Annotated in this window: 31 protein-coding genes; 28 read left to right on the top strand and 3 right to left on the bottom strand. The window is 57.3% G+C overall.

Going from position 1 to position 18,237, the window contains the following annotated elements; genetic code table 11:
- The first annotated feature begins 25 nt into the window (after nt 1-25).
- From rpsJ to AC6GQJ_RS07720, 11 genes are all read left to right on the top strand, one after another.
- Nucleotides 26-340 (top strand): 30S ribosomal protein S10, encoded by a 315-nt coding sequence (gene rpsJ, locus AC6GQJ_RS07770; protein ID WP_108838874.1) that lies wholly within the window; start codon nt 26-28, stop codon nt 338-340.
- Nucleotides 341-353: 13 nt separating this feature from the next.
- A complete protein-coding gene (gene rplC / locus AC6GQJ_RS07765; RefSeq protein ID WP_500773420.1) occupies nt 354-1,184 on the top strand; it encodes a 50S ribosomal protein L3 in 831 nt (276 codons plus the stop codon).
- The gene (gene rplD, locus AC6GQJ_RS07760; RefSeq protein ID WP_500773418.1) at nt 1,181-1,798 is read left to right on the top strand and encodes a 50S ribosomal protein L4; all 618 of its coding nucleotides are present in this window, start codon (nt 1,181-1,183) and stop codon (nt 1,796-1,798) included. The genes rplC and rplD overlap by 4 nt, the downstream gene beginning before the upstream one ends.
- On the top strand, nt 1,795-2,091 hold the full coding sequence (locus AC6GQJ_RS07755; protein WP_500773416.1) for a 50S ribosomal protein L23: 297 nt from the start codon (nt 1,795-1,797) through the stop codon (nt 2,089-2,091). The genes rplD and AC6GQJ_RS07755 overlap by 4 nt, the downstream gene beginning before the upstream one ends.
- A gap of 130 nt (nt 2,092-2,221) precedes the next feature.
- Complete coding sequence (locus tag AC6GQJ_RS07750; RefSeq protein ID WP_500773414.1) at nt 2,222-2,818, top strand: hypothetical protein; 597 nt, start codon at nt 2,222-2,224, stop codon at nt 2,816-2,818.
- Between the two features lie 623 nt (nt 2,819-3,441).
- The gene (rplB, locus tag AC6GQJ_RS07745) at nt 3,442-4,284 is read left to right on the top strand and encodes a 50S ribosomal protein L2 (RefSeq protein ID WP_500773412.1); all 843 of its coding nucleotides are present in this window, start codon (nt 3,442-3,444) and stop codon (nt 4,282-4,284) included.
- 3 nt (nt 4,285-4,287) lie between these two features.
- Nucleotides 4,288-4,566 (top strand): 30S ribosomal protein S19, encoded by a 279-nt coding sequence (gene rpsS, locus AC6GQJ_RS07740; protein WP_076628866.1) that lies wholly within the window; start codon nt 4,288-4,290, stop codon nt 4,564-4,566.
- On the top strand, nt 4,563-4,955 hold the full coding sequence (rplV, locus tag AC6GQJ_RS07735; RefSeq protein ID WP_500773409.1) for a 50S ribosomal protein L22: 393 nt from the start codon (nt 4,563-4,565) through the stop codon (nt 4,953-4,955). The genes rpsS and rplV overlap by 4 nt, the downstream gene beginning before the upstream one ends.
- On the top strand, nt 4,955-5,662 hold the full coding sequence (gene rpsC, locus AC6GQJ_RS07730; RefSeq protein WP_500773407.1) for a 30S ribosomal protein S3: 708 nt from the start codon (nt 4,955-4,957) through the stop codon (nt 5,660-5,662). The genes rplV and rpsC overlap by 1 nt, the downstream gene beginning before the upstream one ends.
- A 15-nt stretch (nt 5,663-5,677) precedes the next feature.
- Nucleotides 5,678-6,091, top strand: a complete 414-nt coding sequence (gene rplP, locus AC6GQJ_RS07725; RefSeq protein ID WP_108838854.1) for a 50S ribosomal protein L16 — start codon at nt 5,678-5,680, stop codon at nt 6,089-6,091.
- A 281-nt stretch (nt 6,092-6,372) separates the two neighbouring features.
- On the top strand, nt 6,373-6,585 hold the full coding sequence (locus AC6GQJ_RS07720) for a hypothetical protein (protein WP_500773404.1): 213 nt from the start codon (nt 6,373-6,375) through the stop codon (nt 6,583-6,585).
- A 19-nt stretch (nt 6,586-6,604) separates the two neighbouring features.
- Here AC6GQJ_RS07720 and AC6GQJ_RS07715 read toward each other — a convergent pair whose 3' ends face one another.
- From AC6GQJ_RS07715 to AC6GQJ_RS07705, 3 genes are read right to left on the bottom strand one after another with little or no spacing between them, the layout of a single operon-like run.
- Nucleotides 6,605-7,183 carry a hemerythrin domain-containing protein gene (locus tag AC6GQJ_RS07715; protein ID WP_500773403.1) on the bottom strand — a complete coding sequence of 193 codons (579 nt, stop codon included), beginning with the start codon at nt 7,181-7,183 and terminating at the stop codon, nt 6,605-6,607.
- 2 nt (nt 7,184-7,185) lie between these two features.
- Complete coding sequence (locus AC6GQJ_RS07710) at nt 7,186-7,806, bottom strand: TIGR02466 family protein (RefSeq protein WP_500773401.1); 621 nt, start codon at nt 7,804-7,806, stop codon at nt 7,186-7,188.
- A gap of 49 nt (nt 7,807-7,855) precedes the next feature.
- Nucleotides 7,856-8,410, bottom strand: a complete 555-nt coding sequence (locus tag AC6GQJ_RS07705) for a hypothetical protein (protein ID WP_500773399.1) — start codon at nt 8,408-8,410, stop codon at nt 7,856-7,858.
- Nucleotides 8,411-8,767: 357 nt separating this feature from the next.
- On the opposite strand from AC6GQJ_RS07705, the gene rpmC reads away from it, so the two are divergent.
- The 17 genes from rpmC (at nt 8,768) to AC6GQJ_RS07620 (ending at nt 18,134) form a co-directional block, all read left to right on the top strand.
- A complete protein-coding gene (gene rpmC / locus AC6GQJ_RS07700; RefSeq protein ID WP_500773397.1) occupies nt 8,768-8,968 on the top strand; it encodes a 50S ribosomal protein L29 in 201 nt (66 codons plus the stop codon).
- An 11-nt stretch (nt 8,969-8,979) separates the two neighbouring features.
- A complete protein-coding gene (gene rpsQ, locus AC6GQJ_RS07695; protein WP_024088546.1) occupies nt 8,980-9,210 on the top strand; it encodes a 30S ribosomal protein S17 in 231 nt (76 codons plus the stop codon).
- 76 nt (nt 9,211-9,286) lie between these two features.
- Nucleotides 9,287-9,655: a 50S ribosomal protein L14 gene (rplN, locus tag AC6GQJ_RS07690; protein WP_093731777.1), complete on the top strand. Its 369-nt coding sequence runs from the start codon at nt 9,287-9,289 to the stop codon at nt 9,653-9,655.
- Nucleotides 9,655-9,960 carry a 50S ribosomal protein L24 gene (rplX, locus tag AC6GQJ_RS07685; RefSeq protein ID WP_500773394.1) on the top strand — a complete coding sequence of 102 codons (306 nt, stop codon included), beginning with the start codon at nt 9,655-9,657 and terminating at the stop codon, nt 9,958-9,960. The genes rplN and rplX overlap by 1 nt, the downstream gene beginning before the upstream one ends.
- A complete protein-coding gene (gene rplE, locus AC6GQJ_RS07680; protein WP_500773392.1) occupies nt 9,960-10,523 on the top strand; it encodes a 50S ribosomal protein L5 in 564 nt (187 codons plus the stop codon). Before rplX ends, rplE begins: the two co-directional genes overlap by 1 nt.
- Nucleotides 10,524-10,541: 18 nt before the next feature.
- The gene (gene rpsN, locus AC6GQJ_RS07675; RefSeq protein WP_500773390.1) at nt 10,542-10,847 is read left to right on the top strand and encodes a 30S ribosomal protein S14; all 306 of its coding nucleotides are present in this window, start codon (nt 10,542-10,544) and stop codon (nt 10,845-10,847) included.
- 13 nt (nt 10,848-10,860) lie between these two features.
- Nucleotides 10,861-11,253 carry a 30S ribosomal protein S8 gene (gene rpsH / locus AC6GQJ_RS07670; protein WP_500773388.1) on the top strand — a complete coding sequence of 131 codons (393 nt, stop codon included), beginning with the start codon at nt 10,861-10,863 and terminating at the stop codon, nt 11,251-11,253.
- Nucleotides 11,254-11,263: 10 nt separating this feature from the next.
- Nucleotides 11,264-11,797: a 50S ribosomal protein L6 gene (rplF, locus tag AC6GQJ_RS07665; RefSeq protein WP_500773386.1), complete on the top strand. Its 534-nt coding sequence runs from the start codon at nt 11,264-11,266 to the stop codon at nt 11,795-11,797.
- An 11-nt stretch (nt 11,798-11,808) separates the two neighbouring features.
- Nucleotides 11,809-12,168, top strand: a complete 360-nt coding sequence (gene rplR, locus AC6GQJ_RS07660; protein ID WP_500773384.1) for a 50S ribosomal protein L18 — start codon at nt 11,809-11,811, stop codon at nt 12,166-12,168.
- A 170-nt stretch (nt 12,169-12,338) separates the two neighbouring features.
- Nucleotides 12,339-12,917 carry a 30S ribosomal protein S5 gene (rpsE, locus tag AC6GQJ_RS07655; protein ID WP_299146833.1) on the top strand — a complete coding sequence of 193 codons (579 nt, stop codon included), beginning with the start codon at nt 12,339-12,341 and terminating at the stop codon, nt 12,915-12,917.
- 5 nt (nt 12,918-12,922) lie between these two features.
- Nucleotides 12,923-13,111, top strand: a complete 189-nt coding sequence (gene rpmD, locus AC6GQJ_RS07650) for a 50S ribosomal protein L30 (RefSeq protein ID WP_500773382.1) — start codon at nt 12,923-12,925, stop codon at nt 13,109-13,111.
- 295 nt (nt 13,112-13,406) lie between these two features.
- Entirely contained in the window at nt 13,407-13,877 is a 471-nt protein-coding gene (gene rplO / locus AC6GQJ_RS07645; protein ID WP_500773380.1) for a 50S ribosomal protein L15, read from the top strand.
- Nucleotides 13,878-14,008: 131 nt separating this feature from the next.
- Nucleotides 14,009-15,373, top strand: coding sequence for a preprotein translocase subunit SecY (gene secY / locus AC6GQJ_RS07640; protein ID WP_500773378.1), 1,365 nt, complete (start codon nt 14,009-14,011; stop codon nt 15,371-15,373).
- A 22-nt stretch (nt 15,374-15,395) separates the two neighbouring features.
- A complete protein-coding gene (locus AC6GQJ_RS07635; protein ID WP_500773376.1) occupies nt 15,396-16,043 on the top strand; it encodes an adenylate kinase in 648 nt (215 codons plus the stop codon).
- 184 nt (nt 16,044-16,227) lie between these two features.
- Nucleotides 16,228-16,596: a 30S ribosomal protein S13 gene (gene rpsM / locus AC6GQJ_RS07630; RefSeq protein WP_500773374.1), complete on the top strand. Its 369-nt coding sequence runs from the start codon at nt 16,228-16,230 to the stop codon at nt 16,594-16,596.
- A gap of 15 nt (nt 16,597-16,611) precedes the next feature.
- The gene (gene rpsK / locus AC6GQJ_RS07625; RefSeq protein ID WP_500773372.1) at nt 16,612-17,001 is read left to right on the top strand and encodes a 30S ribosomal protein S11; all 390 of its coding nucleotides are present in this window, start codon (nt 16,612-16,614) and stop codon (nt 16,999-17,001) included.
- Nucleotides 17,002-17,117: 116 nt separating this feature from the next.
- Nucleotides 17,118-18,134 carry a DNA-directed RNA polymerase subunit alpha gene (locus AC6GQJ_RS07620; RefSeq protein ID WP_500773370.1) on the top strand — a complete coding sequence of 339 codons (1,017 nt, stop codon included), beginning with the start codon at nt 17,118-17,120 and terminating at the stop codon, nt 18,132-18,134.
- Nucleotides 18,135-18,237 lie beyond the last annotated feature (103 nt).

Raw genomic sequence — 18,237 nt, 5'->3', positions numbered from 1 at the left:
CAATAAGGGAATTCGAGACATGGCAATCCAAAGCCAAAACATTCGCATTCGGTTGAAGGCGTTTGACTATCGTGTGCTGGACGCGTCCACACAGGAAATCGTCAACACCGCCAAACGCACCGGTGCGTCCGTGCGCGGGCCCATCCCGCTGCCGAACAAGATCGAAAAGTTCACTGTTCTGCGTGGCCCCCACGTTGACAAAAAATCCCGTGACCAGTTCGAGATCCGTACGCACAAGCGTCTTCTCGACATCGTTGATCCGACCCCCCAGACCGTTGACGCGCTGATGAAGCTCGACCTCGCCGCTGGTGTGGACGTCGAGATCAAGCTGCAATCGTAAGGAGGGTATAGATATGCGCTCTGGAATTCTCGCAAAGAAAGTCGGCATGACACGGCTGTTCATGGAAGACGGTAAGCAGATCCCTGTGACCGTTCTCCAATTGGACGGGCTGCAAGTTGTCGGCCAACGTACATCGGACAAAGACGGCTACACCGCTGTGACACTTGGCGCAGGTTCGCCCAAAGTGAAACGCGTGAGCAAAGCCATGCGCGGCCACTTCGCCGCTCAGAAGGTTGAGCCCAAGCGTAAGCTGGTCGAGTTCCGCGTTACCGAAGACAACATGATCAACGTGGGCGAAGAAATCATCGCCGATCACTACTTCGAAGGTCAGTTCGTTGACGTGACAGGCACATCCATCGGTAAAGGTTTTGCCGGTGCGATGAAGCGTCACAACTTCGGTGGTCTGCGTGCCTCGCACGGTGTTTCGATCTCGCACCGTTCGCATGGTTCGACAGGTCAGTGTCAGGATCCTGGCAAGGTTTTCAAAGGCAAGAAAATGGCCGGTCACATGGGCGCTGCCCGCGTGACAACACAAAACCTGCAAGTTGTCCGCACAGACAGCGACCGTGGTTTGATCATGATTAAGGGCGCCGTCCCTGGATCGAAAGGTGGCTGGGTCACCGTCAAGGACGCGGTGAAGAAACCGTTCCCTGAGAACGCGATCCTGCCCGCCGCTCTGAAATCCGCCGCAGACGCCGCCGCCAAAGCCGCTGAAGAAGCCGCAGCAGAAGCTGCAGCCGAAGCAGAAGCAGCCGCAGCAGCAGCCGCAGCAGAAGAGCAGGCAGCCATGGAAGCCGCTGAAGCAGAAGTCGCTGACGCAGACAAGAAAGAAGGTGACGCATGAAACTCGATGTCATCAAACTCGACGGCGGCAAAGCCGGTTCGGTAGAACTGGACGAGGCCCTGTTCGGTCTCGAGCCACGTGCCGACATCCTGCACCGCGTCGTGCGCTGGCAGCGTAACAACGCTCAAGCCGGCACACACAAGGTCAAGACACGGTCCGAAGTGAAATACTCGACCAAGAAGATCTATCGTCAGAAAGGCACCGGCGGCGCACGCCACGGCGCACGTTCTGCCCCGATCTTCCGCGGTGGTGGTATCTACAAAGGCCCCGTTGTCCGTTCGCACGGCCACGACCTGACCAAGAAGTTCCGCAAACTCGGTTTGCGCCACGCACTTTCCGCCAAAATGGCGGCGGGTGAGCTGGTGATCATCGAAGATGCGACAACTTCGGGTAAAACCGCAGCTCTGGCCAAACAGGTCAAAGACCTTGGCTGGAAACGCGCGCTGGTCATCGACGGGACATCCGTGAACGCGGATTTCCTTGCCGCATCCCGCAACATCGAAGGCTTGGACATCCTGCCGTCGATGGGCGCAAACGTATACGATATCCTGAAGCGTGACACTCTGGTGATCACAAAGGCGGGTATCGAAGCACTGGAGGCTCGACTGAAATGAGTGCCAAGGCAGAACATTACGACGTGATCCGCAAGCCGATCATCACAGAGAAAGCGACAATGGCGTCCGAGAACGGTGCCGTGGTTTTCGAAGTGGCGATGGACAGCAACAAACCGATGATCAAAGAGGCCGTAGAGGCGCTGTTTGGTGTGAAGGTTAAGGCTGTGAACACAACCATCACGAAGGGCAAGGTTAAGCGCTTCCGTGGTGCGTTGGGCAAGCGCAAGGACGTCAAAAAAGCATACGTGACGCTTGAAGAAGGCAACACGATCGACGTGACAACCGGTCTGTAAGACTTCGGTTTACCGTTGGAGGTTTTGAACCCCGGCTGCGAAAGTGGCCGGGGTTTTTTGTTGCGGATATACCTAGGAGCGTTTAACCAAATTACCATTGCATATTTTGGTATATATTGGAGCTATAACTGTGATCTTTGACAACGTGAACATTGGCGACTTACCAGAGAACAGTGAGGAGGCTTTTGCAGAATTCGAAGCTCAAGTGAGACAGGCCTACGAAATTAAATCCAAGTCAGATAGGGACTACAATTCTGATCAGCATGGAAATTATGTGGGCTCGTACGAGCCAGAACGTTCATACGTAACGGCGGTTCTGGCATTTCTAGACGAGTATACCCTTGAAACTCAAATTGAGGATATTTCGGAATTAGGAAATGATGATTTCAATCGTGAGTTTGGCAGGTTTAAATCTAAAGTAGAGTATATGACCACGCGATTTGCCCTTCGCAAGGGTCGGATTCAGTCAGGTTATATAGGGACTCTTATTTCAATATCTGTTGATTACAAATCTGAGATTGGGGCGCTGCTGGAAAAAATCAGAAAAATCGTTAATCAGGAAGTGGATGGAAGCGCCAAAAAAGATAAGATATTTAGAAAAATCTCGTCTTTACAGTCGGAAGTTGATCGGGACAAGACTACAGTAGACGCTGCATTTGGGCGTGTACTCGACTTGAGTAGACGCTGCATTTGGGCGTGTACTCGACTTGAGCATATTAATTGGTGAAGCTGGTGGGAATCTCAAACCCGCGATAGATCAGTTGGAACGTGTTAAGAACATCTTTTGGGACAACTCTAAGCCTATCGAAACATTGCCGAAGCCTGACCGCCCTAAACAAATCACTAGCGACAAAAGTTCTAGCACATCGAACCCTTTGCGTGATTTGGATGAAGAAATTCCATTTTAAAAAACGTTGTTTTCCCGCCCGGGAACTTGCCGCAGGCGCTGGACGAGCGGCTGCGCTGACCCAGCAGGCGATTGCGATGCAATCTGCCCAGAGGGGCCGTCCCGGCGGTCTGGCGCTACTTCACACGCTCTCTGCCCGCTGACATCTGGGGACGTGTGTGGCTGCCATAAAGTGCGTCGCCCAGGCGTCGCTGCGCCAGCCCACGGTCAGGCGCGCGTCCGGCTCGAGTTATGTTCCTGTTTCGCAGGCGTGTGGCTCGCAGTTTGCGCCCTTCGGGGTTGACCCCAACCCCTTCCCTTTATACACGCACCCATCGGCAGTGCCCCGGATTCGTCCGGGGCTTTGTCTTTGCTCGTCAGAGCACCTTAAGTCGGGCACCTACGGGGGCCTATAACCACGCCGGGGCAACCCGGCAGATATAGCAAAACGGAAGACAGCAATCATGGCACTCAAGTCGTATAAGCCGACGACGCCGGGCCAGCGTGGGCTGGTACTGATCGACCGTTCGGAGCTTTGGAAAGGCCGCCCGGTCAAATCCCTTACTCAGGGTTTGACCAAGTCTGGCGGACGGAACAACACCGGACGGATCACAATGCGCCGCACAGGCGGGGGCGCAAAGCGTCTCTATCGCATCGTCGATTTCAAACGGAACAAATTTGATGTAGCGGCCACGGTCGAGCGCATCGAATATGACCCCAACCGGACAGCGTTTATCGCTCTGGTGCGTTACGAGGACGGCGAACAGGCCTATATCCTCGCGCCACAGCGTCTGGCCATCGGGGACAAGGTGATCGCGTCCGCAAAGGCAGACATTAAGCCCGGTAACGCAATGCCTTTCTCTGGCATGCCTATCGGTACGATCATCCACAACATCGAACTGAAGCCCGGCAAGGGTGGTCAGATCGCGCGTGCCGCTGGCACATACGCCCAGTTCGTGGGCCGCGATGGTGGCTATGCCCAGATCCGCCTGTCTTCGGGTGAACTGCGTCTGGTACGTCAGGAATGCATGGCCACCGTTGGTGCCGTGTCCAACCCCGACAACTCCAACCAGAACTTCGGTAAAGCGGGCCGTATGCGTCACAAGGGCATCCGTCCTTCGGTGCGTGGTGTCGTTATGAACCCGATCGACCACCCACACGGTGGTGGTGAAGGGCGTACATCGGGTGGTCGTCACCCAGTGTCCCCATGGGGTAAGCCGACCAAGGGTGCCCGTACCCGCAACAAGAACAAAGCGTCGCAAAAGCTGATCGTCCGCTCGCGTCACGCCAAGAAGAAAGGACGCTGATAGATGTCTCGTTCTGTTTGGAAAGGCCCCTTTGTCGACTCTTATGTGTTGAAAAAGGCCGAAGCTGCCCGTGAATCGGGTCGCAATGAAGTAATCAAAATCTGGTCGCGCCGCTCGACGATCCTGCCCCAGTTCGTGGGTCTGACGTTTGGTGTCTATAACGGCCAAAAGCATATTCCCGTGAACGTGTCCGAAGAGATGATCGGCCAGAAGTTTGGTGAATATTCGCCCACGCGCACCTATTACGGTCACGCGGCAGACAAGAAGGCGAAACGCAAATGAGCAAGGATAAGAATCCACGCCGCGTGGCGGACAATGAAGCAATGGCGAAAACACGCATGCTTCGCACATCCCCACAGAAGCTGAACCTCGTGGCACAGCTGATCCGTGGCAAGAAGGTGGACAAGGCCCTGACGGACCTCACCTTCAGCAAGAAGCGCATCGCGCAGGACGTCAAGAAGTGCCTGCAATCTGCGATCGCCAACGCGGAAAACAACCACAACCTCGACGTTGACGAACTGATCGTCGCCGAAGCATGGGTTGGTAAGAACCTGACCATGAAACGCGGGCGTCCTCGGGCGCGTGGCCGTTTCGGCAAGATCATGAAGCCCTTCGCGGAGATCACGATCAAAGTGCGTCAAGTTGAAGAAGCTGCAGGGGAGCAAGCCTGATGGGAAACAAAGTCAATCCGATTGGCATGCGCCTGCAGGTGAACCGCACGTGGGACAGCCGCTGGTATGCCGACACGAAGGATTACGGGAACCTTCTGCTTGAAGACCTCGAAATCCGTAAGTTCATCAAGAAAGAATGCGCTCAGGCGGGTGTTGCCCGTGTGATCATCGAACGTCCGCACAAAAAGTGCCGCGTCACGATCCACACAGCACGTCCCGGCGTCATCATCGGCAAGAAAGGTGCGGACATCGAAGGTCTGCGCAAGAAGCTGGCGAACCTGACAGACTCCGAACTGCACCTCAACATCGTTGAAGTTCGCAAGCCGGAACTGGACGCAGCACTTGTTGGTGAATCCATCGCACAACAGCTGGAGCGTCGGGTTTCCTTCCGCCGTGCCATGAAACGTGCCGTGCAAAACGCCATGCGTATGGGTGCCCTTGGTATCCGTGTGAACGTCGCGGGCCGCCTTGGCGGTGCCGAGATCGCGCGGACCGAATGGTATCGTGAAGGCCGCGTGCCTTTGCACACGCTGCGCGCCGACATCGATTACGCACACGTCGAAGCGACAACTGCCTATGGTATCATCGGGATCAAGACTTGGATCTTCAAAGGTGAAATCATGGAGCACGACCCGCAGGCGCGTGACCGTAAGGCACAAGAACTCCAAGACGGCCCAGCACCTCGCGGTGCCGGCGGTCGTCGCTGATAGGGGGGCGTTACGATGCTTCAACCAAAGCGTACGAAATTCCGCAAACAGTTCAAAGGGTCCATCAAAGGCCTTGCGAAGGGCGGATCCGACCTGAACTTCGGAACATACGGCCTGAAGGCAATCGAGCCTGAGCGGATCACTGCCCGCCAGATCGAAGCCGCACGTCGTGCCATGACGCGTCACATGAAACGTCAGGGCCGCGTCTGGATCCGTATCTTCCCGGATGTGCCGATCTCGGCCAAGCCGATCGAAGTTCGTATGGGTAAAGGTAAAGGCTCGGTCGACCGTTGGGCGGCCAAAGTCAAACCAGGCCGTGTGATGTTCGAAATCGACGGCGTCAACGACGACATCGCGCGTGAAGCGCTGCGTCTGGCGGCTATGAAGCTGCCAATCAAGACACGCGTCGTGGTTCGCGAAGACTGGTAATGTAAGGCGGGGGCGACCCCGCATTACGCCAAGAATGAAAGCCTCCGGTGCGCAAGCATCGGGGGTTTTTCTTTGTCCGATCGCGGTTTCCGGCAGAACAGGTGATCTGTGTGCCCGATGCTGAGGCGCTGACCCAAGGCCGCAGGTTGCTGCGCCGTCGACAGGCTGCCTCTCGGCCCGTCGTGGCCGCATCCATTTGTCATGCTGGGGAAGGACGGCTTTGCCATGGCTATTCGGCCAGACCTTGCTAGGCTGGTCTAGAACCCCAAGCGAGGCCAGTCATGAAACACGTCCCCAAGCCCACCACCGACGAAGACTTGATCAAGGAATTCCTCGACAAGGGCGGTGAGGTAAAAAAGGGCAAGACCAAGCCCATGCCGGACGGTCTGGGCCTGTCCAACAACCAGTGGGGCAATACGCTGACCAAGGAAGAGAAAGCTGCCAAGAAGGCCGCGGAAGAGGTCAATAAAGCCGCGCGCGCCGCCAAGAAGTAGGGCCGCCGCGCAAACGCCGTCAGATCTGATCGATATAGACCCCGATGGCCGCTTCCAACTCGCGCTCTTCATAGCCGAAGTGGCTTTGGATGGCGCGGTGCAAGGCTGCAAAGGTTGTGCGGGCATCGTCGAAACCGGCAGGGTCCGGGGCAGTAGTTAGTCGATGTGCGCAGGCGGCCAGACGGTCTAGCAGTTCATGCACAACCTTATGTTCCTCGCGCAGGCGCGCGACCAGCGCCGCAAACGGGTGCGCGCGTTCTTCGATCTGCGGGAACAGGTGCTGTTCTTCGATGTCATGGTGCATCTGCAACATCTGGCAGCCCTGTCCACACAGGTTGCCAAAGGCGGCATAGTTCTGCGCCATGTCCGTCGCCAGCACGATGCGGGCCAGTTCGGCGGGCGGGGTGTCGCCCGCCTCGATCCGGTCCATGACTTTGCTGATCTGCGCCATGTCGCGCAGGTAGTGCCGGTGGATCGCCGCAAGGCGCCGGCCTTTGGCGCGTTGTTCGGCCGTGACATTGTCCAGCGCAGGCGCGCTTGGCCGCGTGCCTTGATCCACGACCAGCGCGTCAAGCGGGGCGTTAGACAGATCGCCCACGCCTATTCCCAGCGGTAGTTGAACGAGACCGAGACGCGTTCGTCTTCGGCCATGTTCATCGGCACCTCGTGGCGCAGCCAGCTTTCCCACAACAGCACGTCGCCCACCTGCGGTTTGACATAGTGGAAGGTGCGCAGTTCTTCGGGGGCGTCCTCGTGCCGTGCAGGCGCGGCCATCATCATGGCGAGCCTTGGATCTTCCAGTTTCAGCGCCGAGGTGCCTTCGGGCATGGCCACATAGGTCGTGCCGGAGATCACCGAATGCGGATGGATATGGCCGGTGTGAATGCCACCTTCGGGCAGGATGTTGATCCAGATGGAATCAAGCACCAGTTCCTTGTCCCCCAGATCAAAGGCCAGTTCGCGCGCATAAGCGGCCACATGGGCATCCAGCGCCTTCACCAGATCGGCAAAGATCGGGAACCGCCATGGCAGGTCATTCAGCGATGCATAGGACGTATAGCCGGGATAGCCGTGCTCCTCGCACCAATCATGGCCCGCCTCGTCGTCTTCGGCGATGGCATAGCAGTTTTGCGCCAACTCTGACGCATCAAGGGACGGCGCATGTTCGGACAGGGGCGCTTGGTACAGGCGGGTGGCAAAAAGCGAGGATATCTTGGGCATAGGTCTGATTTAGTCGAGCCTTTGGGAAAAAGCGATAGGGCGGGGCGGCTTATTCCAGTTGCAGATCGATTGAGGCGATTAACTCGTAATAGCCGACCAGAGCCGCGAGGAAAAAGACCAGCAACACCAGATCATGTTTGAAATGGTGCGAGTGGAAATAGGCGCGGTCTCGGTGGTGGATCACGTCCATCAGCTCGTCGGCAAAGCGGATCGACAGGAAGGTGCCGACGCCAGACAGCACGATGACCAGCCAGTAGGGCCAAGGGGTGGTCAGGATCGTCAGAAAGGCGCGGGTCAATGTGGTGGTATCATAGGCCTCGACCCACGCGATATAAGTGACCACGTTGATCGCAATCGCCACACCCCATACCGCGATTTCCGACACCACCATGCGGACGCCGAACAACAGGCGCAGCGGAAAATCCAGCAGAAACCCCGCATCGGCCACGGGCGTGCACAGCACAAAAAAGCTCCATGTCAGAAGGGCGACGACGCCGCTGGTGGCAAAATCGTACTGATAGTTAAGGTAGGCGAAATAGCCGATCAATACCGCGCAAAGCAGCGCGAACTTGATCAGAACCTGCCGTTTTGGCGCTGCGGTCATGGCCACATGTCCTTTGGAAAATCAGTGCATCTATACCTGCCGTAGTACGTCCTGCCCGTCGCCTCCGTCCAGCGGTTTCCGTGCGCTGTGGCATGGACTAAATAACAGTGTGACGGGGTAGGGCAGTTGCGACCGATCTGCGTGCGCTTTACACCTATGAGGCTACCCGACGCGGCGCACGTTTTGCCGAACGCGGACACGCCGCAATCTCTCGCTGTGCCATAGTGCAATCACAGGGGTTGCGTGCTGCGACGAAGCCCCCTATACGGCGCACTTCACCACCCACTCCACGGGAATCAGGGTGACCCAGTGCGTGTGCACTCAGGGCCCTCTCGTGATGTTGAAAGGAAAAGGCGCATGAACGCCCAAGAACTGCGGGACAAGTCCCCTGACCAGCTTCGTGAGGAACTGGCCAATCTGAAAAAAGAAGCTTTCAACCTGCGTTTCCAGCAGGCCACAGGCTCGATCGAGAACCCTGCGCGTCTGCGCTCGGTCCGTCGTGATGCTGCACGTGTCAAGACGATCCTGAATGAAAAAGCCCAAGCGGCAGCGGAATAAGGACAGCATAGATGCCTAAGCGTATTTTGACCGGCACCGTGACATCCGATGCCAATGCCCAAACAGTCACCGTTTCCGTGGAACGCCGTTTCACGCACCCGGTTCTGAAAAAGACCATTCGTAAGTCCAAGAAGTACCGGGCGCACGATGAAAAAAATGCCTTCAAGGTTGGTGACTCCGTTCGCATCATCGAATGTGCGCCAAAGTCGAAGACAAAACGCTGGGAGGTGCTGGAGGCGTAAGCCCCCACATCGCCCACATTAATCGAAACCCTGGGGATCAGGCACGCATCGCCCCCCAAAGGTCGGGAGAAACCAAATGATCCAGATGCAAACAAACCTGGATGTTGCTGACAACAGCGGCGCGCGCCGTGTTCAGTGCATCAAGGTTCTGGGTGGTTCCAAGCGTAAGTACGCATCCGTCGGCGACATCATTGTCGTCTCGGTCAAGGAAGCCATCCCACGCGGTCGCGTTAAAAAAGGTGACGTGCGCAAAGCCGTCGTCGTGCGTACCGCCAAGGAAGTTCGTCGTGACGATGGCACAGCCATCCGCTTCGACCGCAACGCCGCTGTCATCCTGAACAACTCGAACGAGCCCGTAGGTACACGTATCTTTGGCCCCGTTGTTCGCGAACTGCGCGCCAAGAACTTCATGAAGATTATCTCGCTCGCTCCGGAGGTGCTCTGATGGCTGCGAAACTGAAAAAAGGCGATAAGGTCGTCATGCTGGCCGGCAAGGACAAGGGCAAAGAGGGCACGATTTCCTCGATTGACCCCAAGTCCAACAAAGCAGTTGTCGATGGCATCAACATCGCCATCCGCGCCACGCGCCAAACTCAGGAAAGCCAAGGCGGTCGAATCCCCAAGGCGATGCCTGTGGACCTGTCCAACATGGCCCTGCTTGACGCCAACGGCAAACCAACCCGCGTTGGTTTCAAAATGGACGGCGACAAGAAAGTGCGCTTTGCCAAGACAACAGGGGACGTGATCTGATGCTCGACACTGCAAACTACACACCCCGCCTGAAGACGACTTTCCGCGACACCATCAAGGCCGCGATGAAAGAAGAGTTCGGCTACAAGAACGACATGCAGATCCCGCGTCTGGACAAAATCGTCCTGAACATTGGCTGCGGTGCCGAGGCCGTTCGTGACAGCAAGAAAGCCAAGTCGGCGCAAGAAGACCTGACATTGATCGCAGGTCAGAAGGCGATGACAACGGTTGCCAAGAAATCCATCGCCGGTTTCCGCGTTCGCGAAGACATGCCATTGGGTGCCAAGGTGACGCTGCGCGGCGACCGGATGTACGAATTCCTTGACCGTCTGATCACCATCGCGATGCCCCGCATCCGTGACTTCCGCGGCGTGTCCGGCAAATCCTTTGACGGTCGTGGCAACTATGCCATGGGCCTGAAAGAGCACATCGTCTTCCCAGAAATCGACTTTGATAAAGTCGACGAAACCTGGGGTATGGACATCGTGATCGCGACCACAGCCCAAACAGATGCCGAAGCAAAAGCCTTGCTGAAGCATTTCAACATGCCCTTCAACTCGTAAGCGCAGGAGAGACTAGATATGGCTAAAAAATCCATGATCGCGCGCGAAGTGAAGCGCGAAAAGCTGGTGAAAAAGTACGCCGCAAAGCGTGCCGAGCTCAAAGCAATCATCAGCGACGAAACCAAACCGATGGAAGACCGCTTCCGTGCATCGCTGAAGCTGGCAAAACTGCCACGCAACAGCAGCGCCGTGCGTCTTCACAATCGTTGCCAACTGACCGGTCGTCCGCATGCGTATTATCGCAAGCTGAAGATCAGCCGGATCGCGCTGCGGGAACTGGGCTCTTCTGGCCAGATCCCCGGCATGGTCAAGTCAAGCTGGTAAGGGAGAGAATAGTATGACCGATCCTATCGCAGATATGCTCACCCGTATCCGTAACAGCCAGATGCGCGGCAAATCCGTTGTTTTGACACCTGCGTCGAAACTGCGTGTCCGTGTTCTCGAAGTGCTGGCGGACGAAGGTTACATCCGTGGTTTCGAAGAAATCAAAGGTGAAGATGGCCACCCGGCGATCGAAATCAGCCTGAAGTACTACGAAGGCGAACCTGTCATTCGCGAACTGAAGCGGGTCTCCAAACCCGGTCGTCGCGTTTACATGGGCGTCAATGACATTCCACAGGTCCGTCAGGGTCTGGGTGTGTCGATTGTCTCCACCTCTAAAGGTGTGATGTCGGATGCAAGCGCACGCGCAGCCAATGTTGGCGGCGAAGTGCTCTGCACGATCTTCTAAGGAGAAGCAGATGTCTCGTATTGGTAAAAAACCGGTCGATCTGCCTTCGGGTGTGACTGCATCCGTCTCTGGACAGCAGATCGAGATCAAAGGCCCCAAAGGCACACGTTCGTTCAAAGCGACTGACGATGTGACCCTCGCGGTCGAAGACAATGTCGTAACCATCACGCCTCGCGGTAAATCCAAGCGCGCGCGCCAGCAGTGGGGCATGAGCCGCACAATGGTCGCAAATCTGGTGACCGGCGTGACAGACGGGTTCAAGAAAGAGCTGGAAATCCAGGGTGTTGGTTATCGTGCCACCATGCAGGGTAACACGCTGAAACTGAACCTTGGTCTGTCGCACGATGTCGACTACACGCCGCCAGCCGGTGTGACAGTCACAGCCCCCAAGCAGACCGAGATTGTCGTCGAGGGTATCGACGAACAACTGGTCGGCCAAGTGGCTGCAAACATCCGTGAGTGGCGCAAGCCCGAGCCCTACAAAGGCAAAGGCATCCGCTATAAAGGCGAATTTATCTTCCGTAAGGAAGGCAAGAAGAAGTAAGGACCAGACAGATGGCAAACAGCAAGAGACAACTGTTCCTCAAGCGCCGCCTGCGCGTCCGGAACAAACTGCGCCGCGTAAACGCGGGACGTCCACGCCTCAGCGTGCACCGTTCTTCCAAGAACATCAGCGTGCAACTGATCGACGACGTGAACGGTGTGACACTGGCCGCCGCCTCGACCCTCGAAAAGGATCTGGGCGTAGTGGGCAAGAACAACATCGAAGCAGCGACAAAAGTCGGTGCCGCGATTGCGGAACGCGCGAAAAAGGCCGGTGTGACCGAAGCCTATTTCGACCGCGGCGGCTTCCTCTTCCACGGCAAGGTCAAGGCAGTAGCTGACGCCGCGCGTGAAGGTGGTCTGAAAATCTAAGGGCAGGGCGGGGGATCCCCCGCCTTACCTTTGCCTGCACGGCGCACCTTGGTGTGCCCTGCAACACGAAATGCGAAAGCGGTTTTTGCCGCTTCGATGATCCGGGGGCGTCCGGCCCACTAGGATTGAACCAAACTGGCGCAAGCCACCTGAATTGAAGGATGCCAAACATGGCAGAACGTGACAACAATCGCCGTGGCAACCGCCGCGACCGTGATGAAACGCCCGAATTCGCAGACCGCTTGGTTGCGATCAACCGCGTCTCCAAAACTGTAAAAGGTGGTAAGCGCTTTGGCTTCGCCGCCCTCGTCGTTGTCGGCGACCAAAAAGGCCGCGTTGGCTTTGGTAAAGGTAAAGCGAAAGAGGTCCCCGAGGCCATCCGCAAAGCCACCGAGCAAGCCAAGCGTCAAATGATCCGCGTGCAACTGCGCGAAGGCCGCACACTGCACCACGACATGGAAGGTCGCCACGGCGCCGGTAAAGTTGTGATGCGGACAGCACCAGAAGGTACTGGTATCATCGCCGGTGGTCCAATGCGTGCCGTGTTCGAAATGCTGGGCGTGAAGGACGTTGTGTCCAAATCGATCGGCTCGCAGAACCCGTACAACATGATCCGCGCAACCATGGACGGCCTCCGCAAAGAGCAGTCGCCCCGTGGTGTGGCCCAACGTCGCGGCAAGAAAGTCGCCGACATCCTGCCCAAGCGTGACGAAGCGCCCGCCGCCGAAGCGGCAACCGAGGAGGCCTGAGACCAATGGCAAAAACAATCGTTGTAAAACAAATCGGTTCCCCTATCCGTCGCCCCGCAAAACAGCGCGCGACACTGATCGGTCTGGGCCTGAACAAAATGCACAAAACCCGTGAACTGGAAGACACACCTTCCGTCCGCGGCATGATCAACTCGATCCCTCACATGGTCGAGATCGTCGAAGAAAAAGGCTAAGGCCACTCGGGCCGCGTGCCTGATGTACCAAATTGCCGAAAGCGCCCCGTGAGTGATCGCGGGGCGCTTTTTCGTGTGTTAGGCGCGCCCTTAGCTCACCGTAGAGCCGCTCCACGGGTGCTTTGCTACTTTGTAGGGGCAGCACGCGCTCGCGCTTCCATACCAGCCCCTTGATCCCCCATCCCCACAGGTCTATACGCGCCCAGTGGCATTCCGTGCCGCGTAGAATCAAAACCAAGAAACGCCGTGTTCGCCCAATCCGCTTCGGGGGCGCTTCCGGCTAAGGAGAAGCGATATGAAACTGAATGAACTGCGCGACAATCCTGGCGCAACCAAACCCAAGAAACGCGTTGGCCGTGGTCCAGGCTCCGGCACCGGTAAAATGGGTGGCCGTGGTATCAAAGGTCAGAAATCCCGTTCGGGTGTGGCCATCAATGGCTACGAAGGCGGCCAGATGCCAATCTACCAGCGTCTGCCCAAGCGCGGCTTCACCAAGCCGAACCGCAAGGCATATGCTGTGATCAACCTTGGCTTGATCCAGAAATTCGTTGACGCTGGCAAGATCGACGCCGGTTCGACCATCACCGAAGACACGCTGATCGCTTCCGGCGCAGTACGTCGCAAGCTGGACGGTATCCGCGTTCTGGCCAAAGGTGACGTGACAAGCAAACTTGACCTGCAAGTCACCGGCGCGTCCAAATCCGCCGTTGAAGCTGTCGAAAAAGCCGGTGGTAAACTGGCCGTCGCAGCAGCCGCGGCCGAGTAAGCCGGATTGACTCCTTGTGAGCCGCGTGCGCGCGGCTTACATAGTCTTTGAAGTTTTCCAACGCCGCCTGCGCATACATGGACCATTCGGGTCCGTCGCCGGCGGTGTTTTGATCAAAGGACACCGCCCGCATGGTATCTGCCGTCGAGAATATGGCCGCCAACACGAGCTGGAGCGCTCTGGGCAAGGCCACCGACCTGCGCAACCGCATCCTGTTCACACTTGGCCTGCTGATCGTTTACCGCCTTGGCACATTCATTCCCGTTCCGGGGATTGATGGCGCGGCGCTGCGTGAATTCATGGAAAGCGCCGGACAGGGCATCGGCGGCATGGTGTCGATGTTCACGGGCGGGGCCTTGGGCCGGATGGGCATCTTTGCCCTCGGGATCATGCCTTATATTTCGGCCTCGATCATCGTGCAGCTTCTGACGTCGATGGTGCCCCAGCTTGAACAACTCAAGAAAGAGGGCGAGCAGGGCCGCAAGAAGATCAACCAATACACCCGCTACGGCACCGTCGCCTTGGCCACATTGCAGGCCTATGGCCTCGCGGTGAGCCTTGAATCCGGCGATCTGGTCACTGATCCGGGTCTTTATTTCCGCATGGCCTGCCTGATCACGCTGGTCGGTGGCACCATGTTCCTGATGTGGTTGGGTGAGCAAATCACCGCACGCGGCATCGGCAACGGTATCTCGCTCATCATCTTTGTCGGCATTATTGCCGAAGTGCCTGCGGCTATTGCCCAGTTCTTTGCATCGGGCCGCTCCGGTGCGATCAGCCCTGCGGTGATTATCGGCGTGCTGGTCATGGTCATCGGGACCATCATGTTCGTCGTGTTCATGGAACGCGCCCTGCGCAAGATCCACATCCAGTACCCCCGCCGTCAGGTGGGCATGAAGGTCTATGACGGTGGTTCCAGCAACCTGCCGATCAAGGTTAACCCAGCGGGCGTTATCCCTGCGATCTTTGCCTCGTCGCTGTTGTTGCTGCCGATCACGATTTCGACGTTCTCGGGCAACTCCACCAACCCGATCATGTCGTGGCTGCTGGCCAACTTCGGCCCCGGACAGCCGCTGTACCTGCTGTTCTTCGTGGCGATGATCGTCTTCTTTGCCTATTTCTACACGTTCAACGTCAGCTTTAAACCTGATGACGTGGCGGACAACCTCAAGAACCAGAACGGTTTTGTGCCCGGCATTCGCCCCGGCAAGAAGACATCCGAATATCTGGAATATGTGGTGAACCGCATTCTGGTGCTTGGCTCGGCCTACCTTGCGGCGGTCTGTCTGCTGCCGGAAATCCTGCGCGGTCAGTTTGCCATCCCGTTCTACTTCGGTGGCACATCGGTTCTGATCGTCGTGTCGGTCACCATGGATACGATCCAACAGGTGCAAAGCCATTTGCTGGCGCACCAGTACGAAGGATTGATCGAGAAATCACAACTGCGCGGAAAAGGCTCAAAAGGGCGCCGCAAACGGAGCCCCGTGCGCCGCTAAGGCCAACGGGGAGGGGGACAAGATGAACATCATTCTACTCGGCCCGCCAGGTGCGGGCAAAGGCACCCAAGCGCGTTTCCTGACTGACGAACGCGGCATGGTGCAACTGTCCACTGGGGACATGTTGCGCGCAGCCAAGGACTCGGGCTCCGAAATGGGCAAGATCGTCGCCGACGTGATGGCACGCGGCGCACTGGTCACCGACGAGATCGTGATCGGCCTGATCCGCGAGCAGATCGAAACGGTCAAAGCCAACGGGTTCATCTTTGACGGCTTCCCACGCACGCTGGCACAGGCCGACGCGCTGAACGAGTTGCTGGCTGAAAAGAACCAGACGCTGGATGCCGTGATCGAGATGGAAGTCGATGACGAGGCACTTGTCGCCCGCATCACCGCCCGCGCCACCTGTGGCGCTTGTGGCGAGGTTTATAACGACAACACCAAGCCTATTCCTGCGGACAACACCTGCACCAATTGCGGCGCGGTTGACCAGTTCAAGCGCCGCGCGGACGATAACGAGGAAAGCCTCAAGACCCGTCTGATGGAATACTACAAAAAGACCTCTCCGCTGATCGGCTACTATTATGCCAAGGGTCAGTTGAACAAGGTCAACGGTCTGGGCGAAATGGATAAGGTCAAGGCGGATATCGCCGCAGTCCTCGACGCCTGACGGCAGGGGTTGACGGCCCGCACGACAGGGCCTATTCCACGCCATCTCTAACGAGAATCAACGACGGGAACGCGTCCCGTCGGATCACCTGATCAGCTGCAGGCCCGGGGGCAAAATCCTTGGGCCTTATGTTGTGAAAAAAGGGCCCGGCACTACGGGCTCGCAACGAAAAGGAATACGCCAAGTGGCACGTATTGCAGGGGTAAACATCCCCACAGCCAAACGGGTTCCGATTGCCCTGACTTACATCACAGGGATCGGCAACGCCTCCGCCCGCGAAATCTGCGAAGCAGTTGGCATCGAGCCAACCCGCCGCATCAACGAACTGTCGGACGCCGAAGTTCTGAAAATCCGCGAGCACATCGACGAAAACTACACCGTTGAAGGTGACCTTCGCCGTGAGACGCAGATGAACATCAAACGTCTGATGGACCTTGGTTGCTACCGCGGCCTGCGTCACCGTCGTAACCTGCCCGTTCGCGGTCAGCGTACCCACACCAACGCTCGCACTCGCAAAGGCCCCGCAAAGGCCATTGCCGGTAAGAAGAAATAAGGGAGGGCTGCACAGATGGCACGTGATACACGGCGCGTTAAGCGCAAGGTCTCCAAGAATATCGCAGCGGGCGTTGCCCACGTGAATTCTTCGTTCAACAACACCAAGATCCTGATTTCGGACGTGCAAGGCAACGCCATTGCATGGTCGTCGGCTGGTACCATGGGCTTCAAAGGCTCGCGGAAATCCACACCCTACGCGGCACAGATGGCTGCGGAAGATGCGGGCAAGAAGGCTCAGGAACATGGCGTGAAAACGCTGGAAGTCGAAGTTCAGGGCCCAGGTTCGGGTCGTGAATCGGCACTGCGCGCACTGGCTGCTGCTGGGTTCAACATCACGTCGATCCGTGACGTGACGCCAATGGCCCACAACGGCTGCCGTCCGCCAAAGCGCCGCCGCGTCTAAGCGACATATCATTACCACCGGGGTCGCGTGTTTTCGTGCGGCCCCGATACGCTTTTTTGAAACCTCGGGCGCCTGTTTTTTAAGGACATGGAGAACAGGCAAGAATGGAGGGACGCATGATCCACAAGAATTGGGCTGAGCTGATCAAGCCACAGCAACTGGAAGTGAAGCCTGGCAACGAGCCAGCGCGTCGCGCCACAGTCATTGCAGAACCGCTGGAGCGCGGTTTCGGTCTGACACTTGGGAACGCGCTGCGCCGCGTTCTGATGTCGTCCTTGCAAGGCGCCGCGATCACATCCGTACAGATCGACAACGTACTGCACGAGTTCTCGTCCATCGCGGGCGTGCGTGAAGATGTGACAGACGTTATCCTGAACCTCAAGCAGGTCGCGTTGCGCATGGAAGTCGAAGGCCCCAAGCGCCTGTCGATCTCCGCAAAAGGTCCAGGTGTTGTCACCGCCGGAGACATCTCCGAAAGCGCGGGCATCGAAATCCTGAACCGCGATCTGGTCATTTGTCACCTCGACGATGGCGCTGACGTGTTCATGGAACTGACCGTCAACACCGGCAAAGGCTATGTGTCCGCGGACAAGAACAAGCCCGAAGACGCGCCTATCGGCCTGATCCCGATCGACGCGATCTATTCGCCCGTCAAAAAAGTCAGCTATGACGTCCAGCCGACCCGCGAAGGTCAGGTTCTGGACTATGACAAGCTGACCATGAAGGTCGAAACCGACGGCTCCATCACACCTGACGATGCGGTGGCTTTTGCTGCACGTATCCTTCAGGACCAGCTGGGCATCTTCGTTAACTTCGACGAGCCTGAGTCCGCAAACCGTCAGGACGACGACGACGGTCTGGAATTCAACCCGCTGCTTCTCAAGAAAGTGGACGAGCTGGAACTGTCCGTACGTTCGGCAAACTGCCTGAAGAACGACAACATCGTTTACATCGGCGACCTGATCCAGAAGACCGAAGCCGAAATGCTGCGCACGCCGAACTTCGGCCGCAAGTCTTTGAACGAGATCAAGGAAGTGCTGTCGGGCATGGGTCTGCACCTTGGCATGGACGTCGAGGACTGGCCACCGGACAACATCGAAGATCTGGCTAAGAAGTTCGAAGACAACTTCTAAGCCGACCCGTGAGGCGGGGGAGACCCCGCCTTGCACACGACTGGGCCCAAGCGCCCCAAGGAGAGCCTGAGACACGCATCGAAGGCCAGACAAAGCAAAACCG

It is taken from the genome of Tateyamaria sp. 7Alg 36, assembly GCF_059882455.1.
The sequence above is the reverse complement of the archived record's forward strand: the minus strand, read 5'-3'. Positions and strand labels throughout refer to the sequence as shown.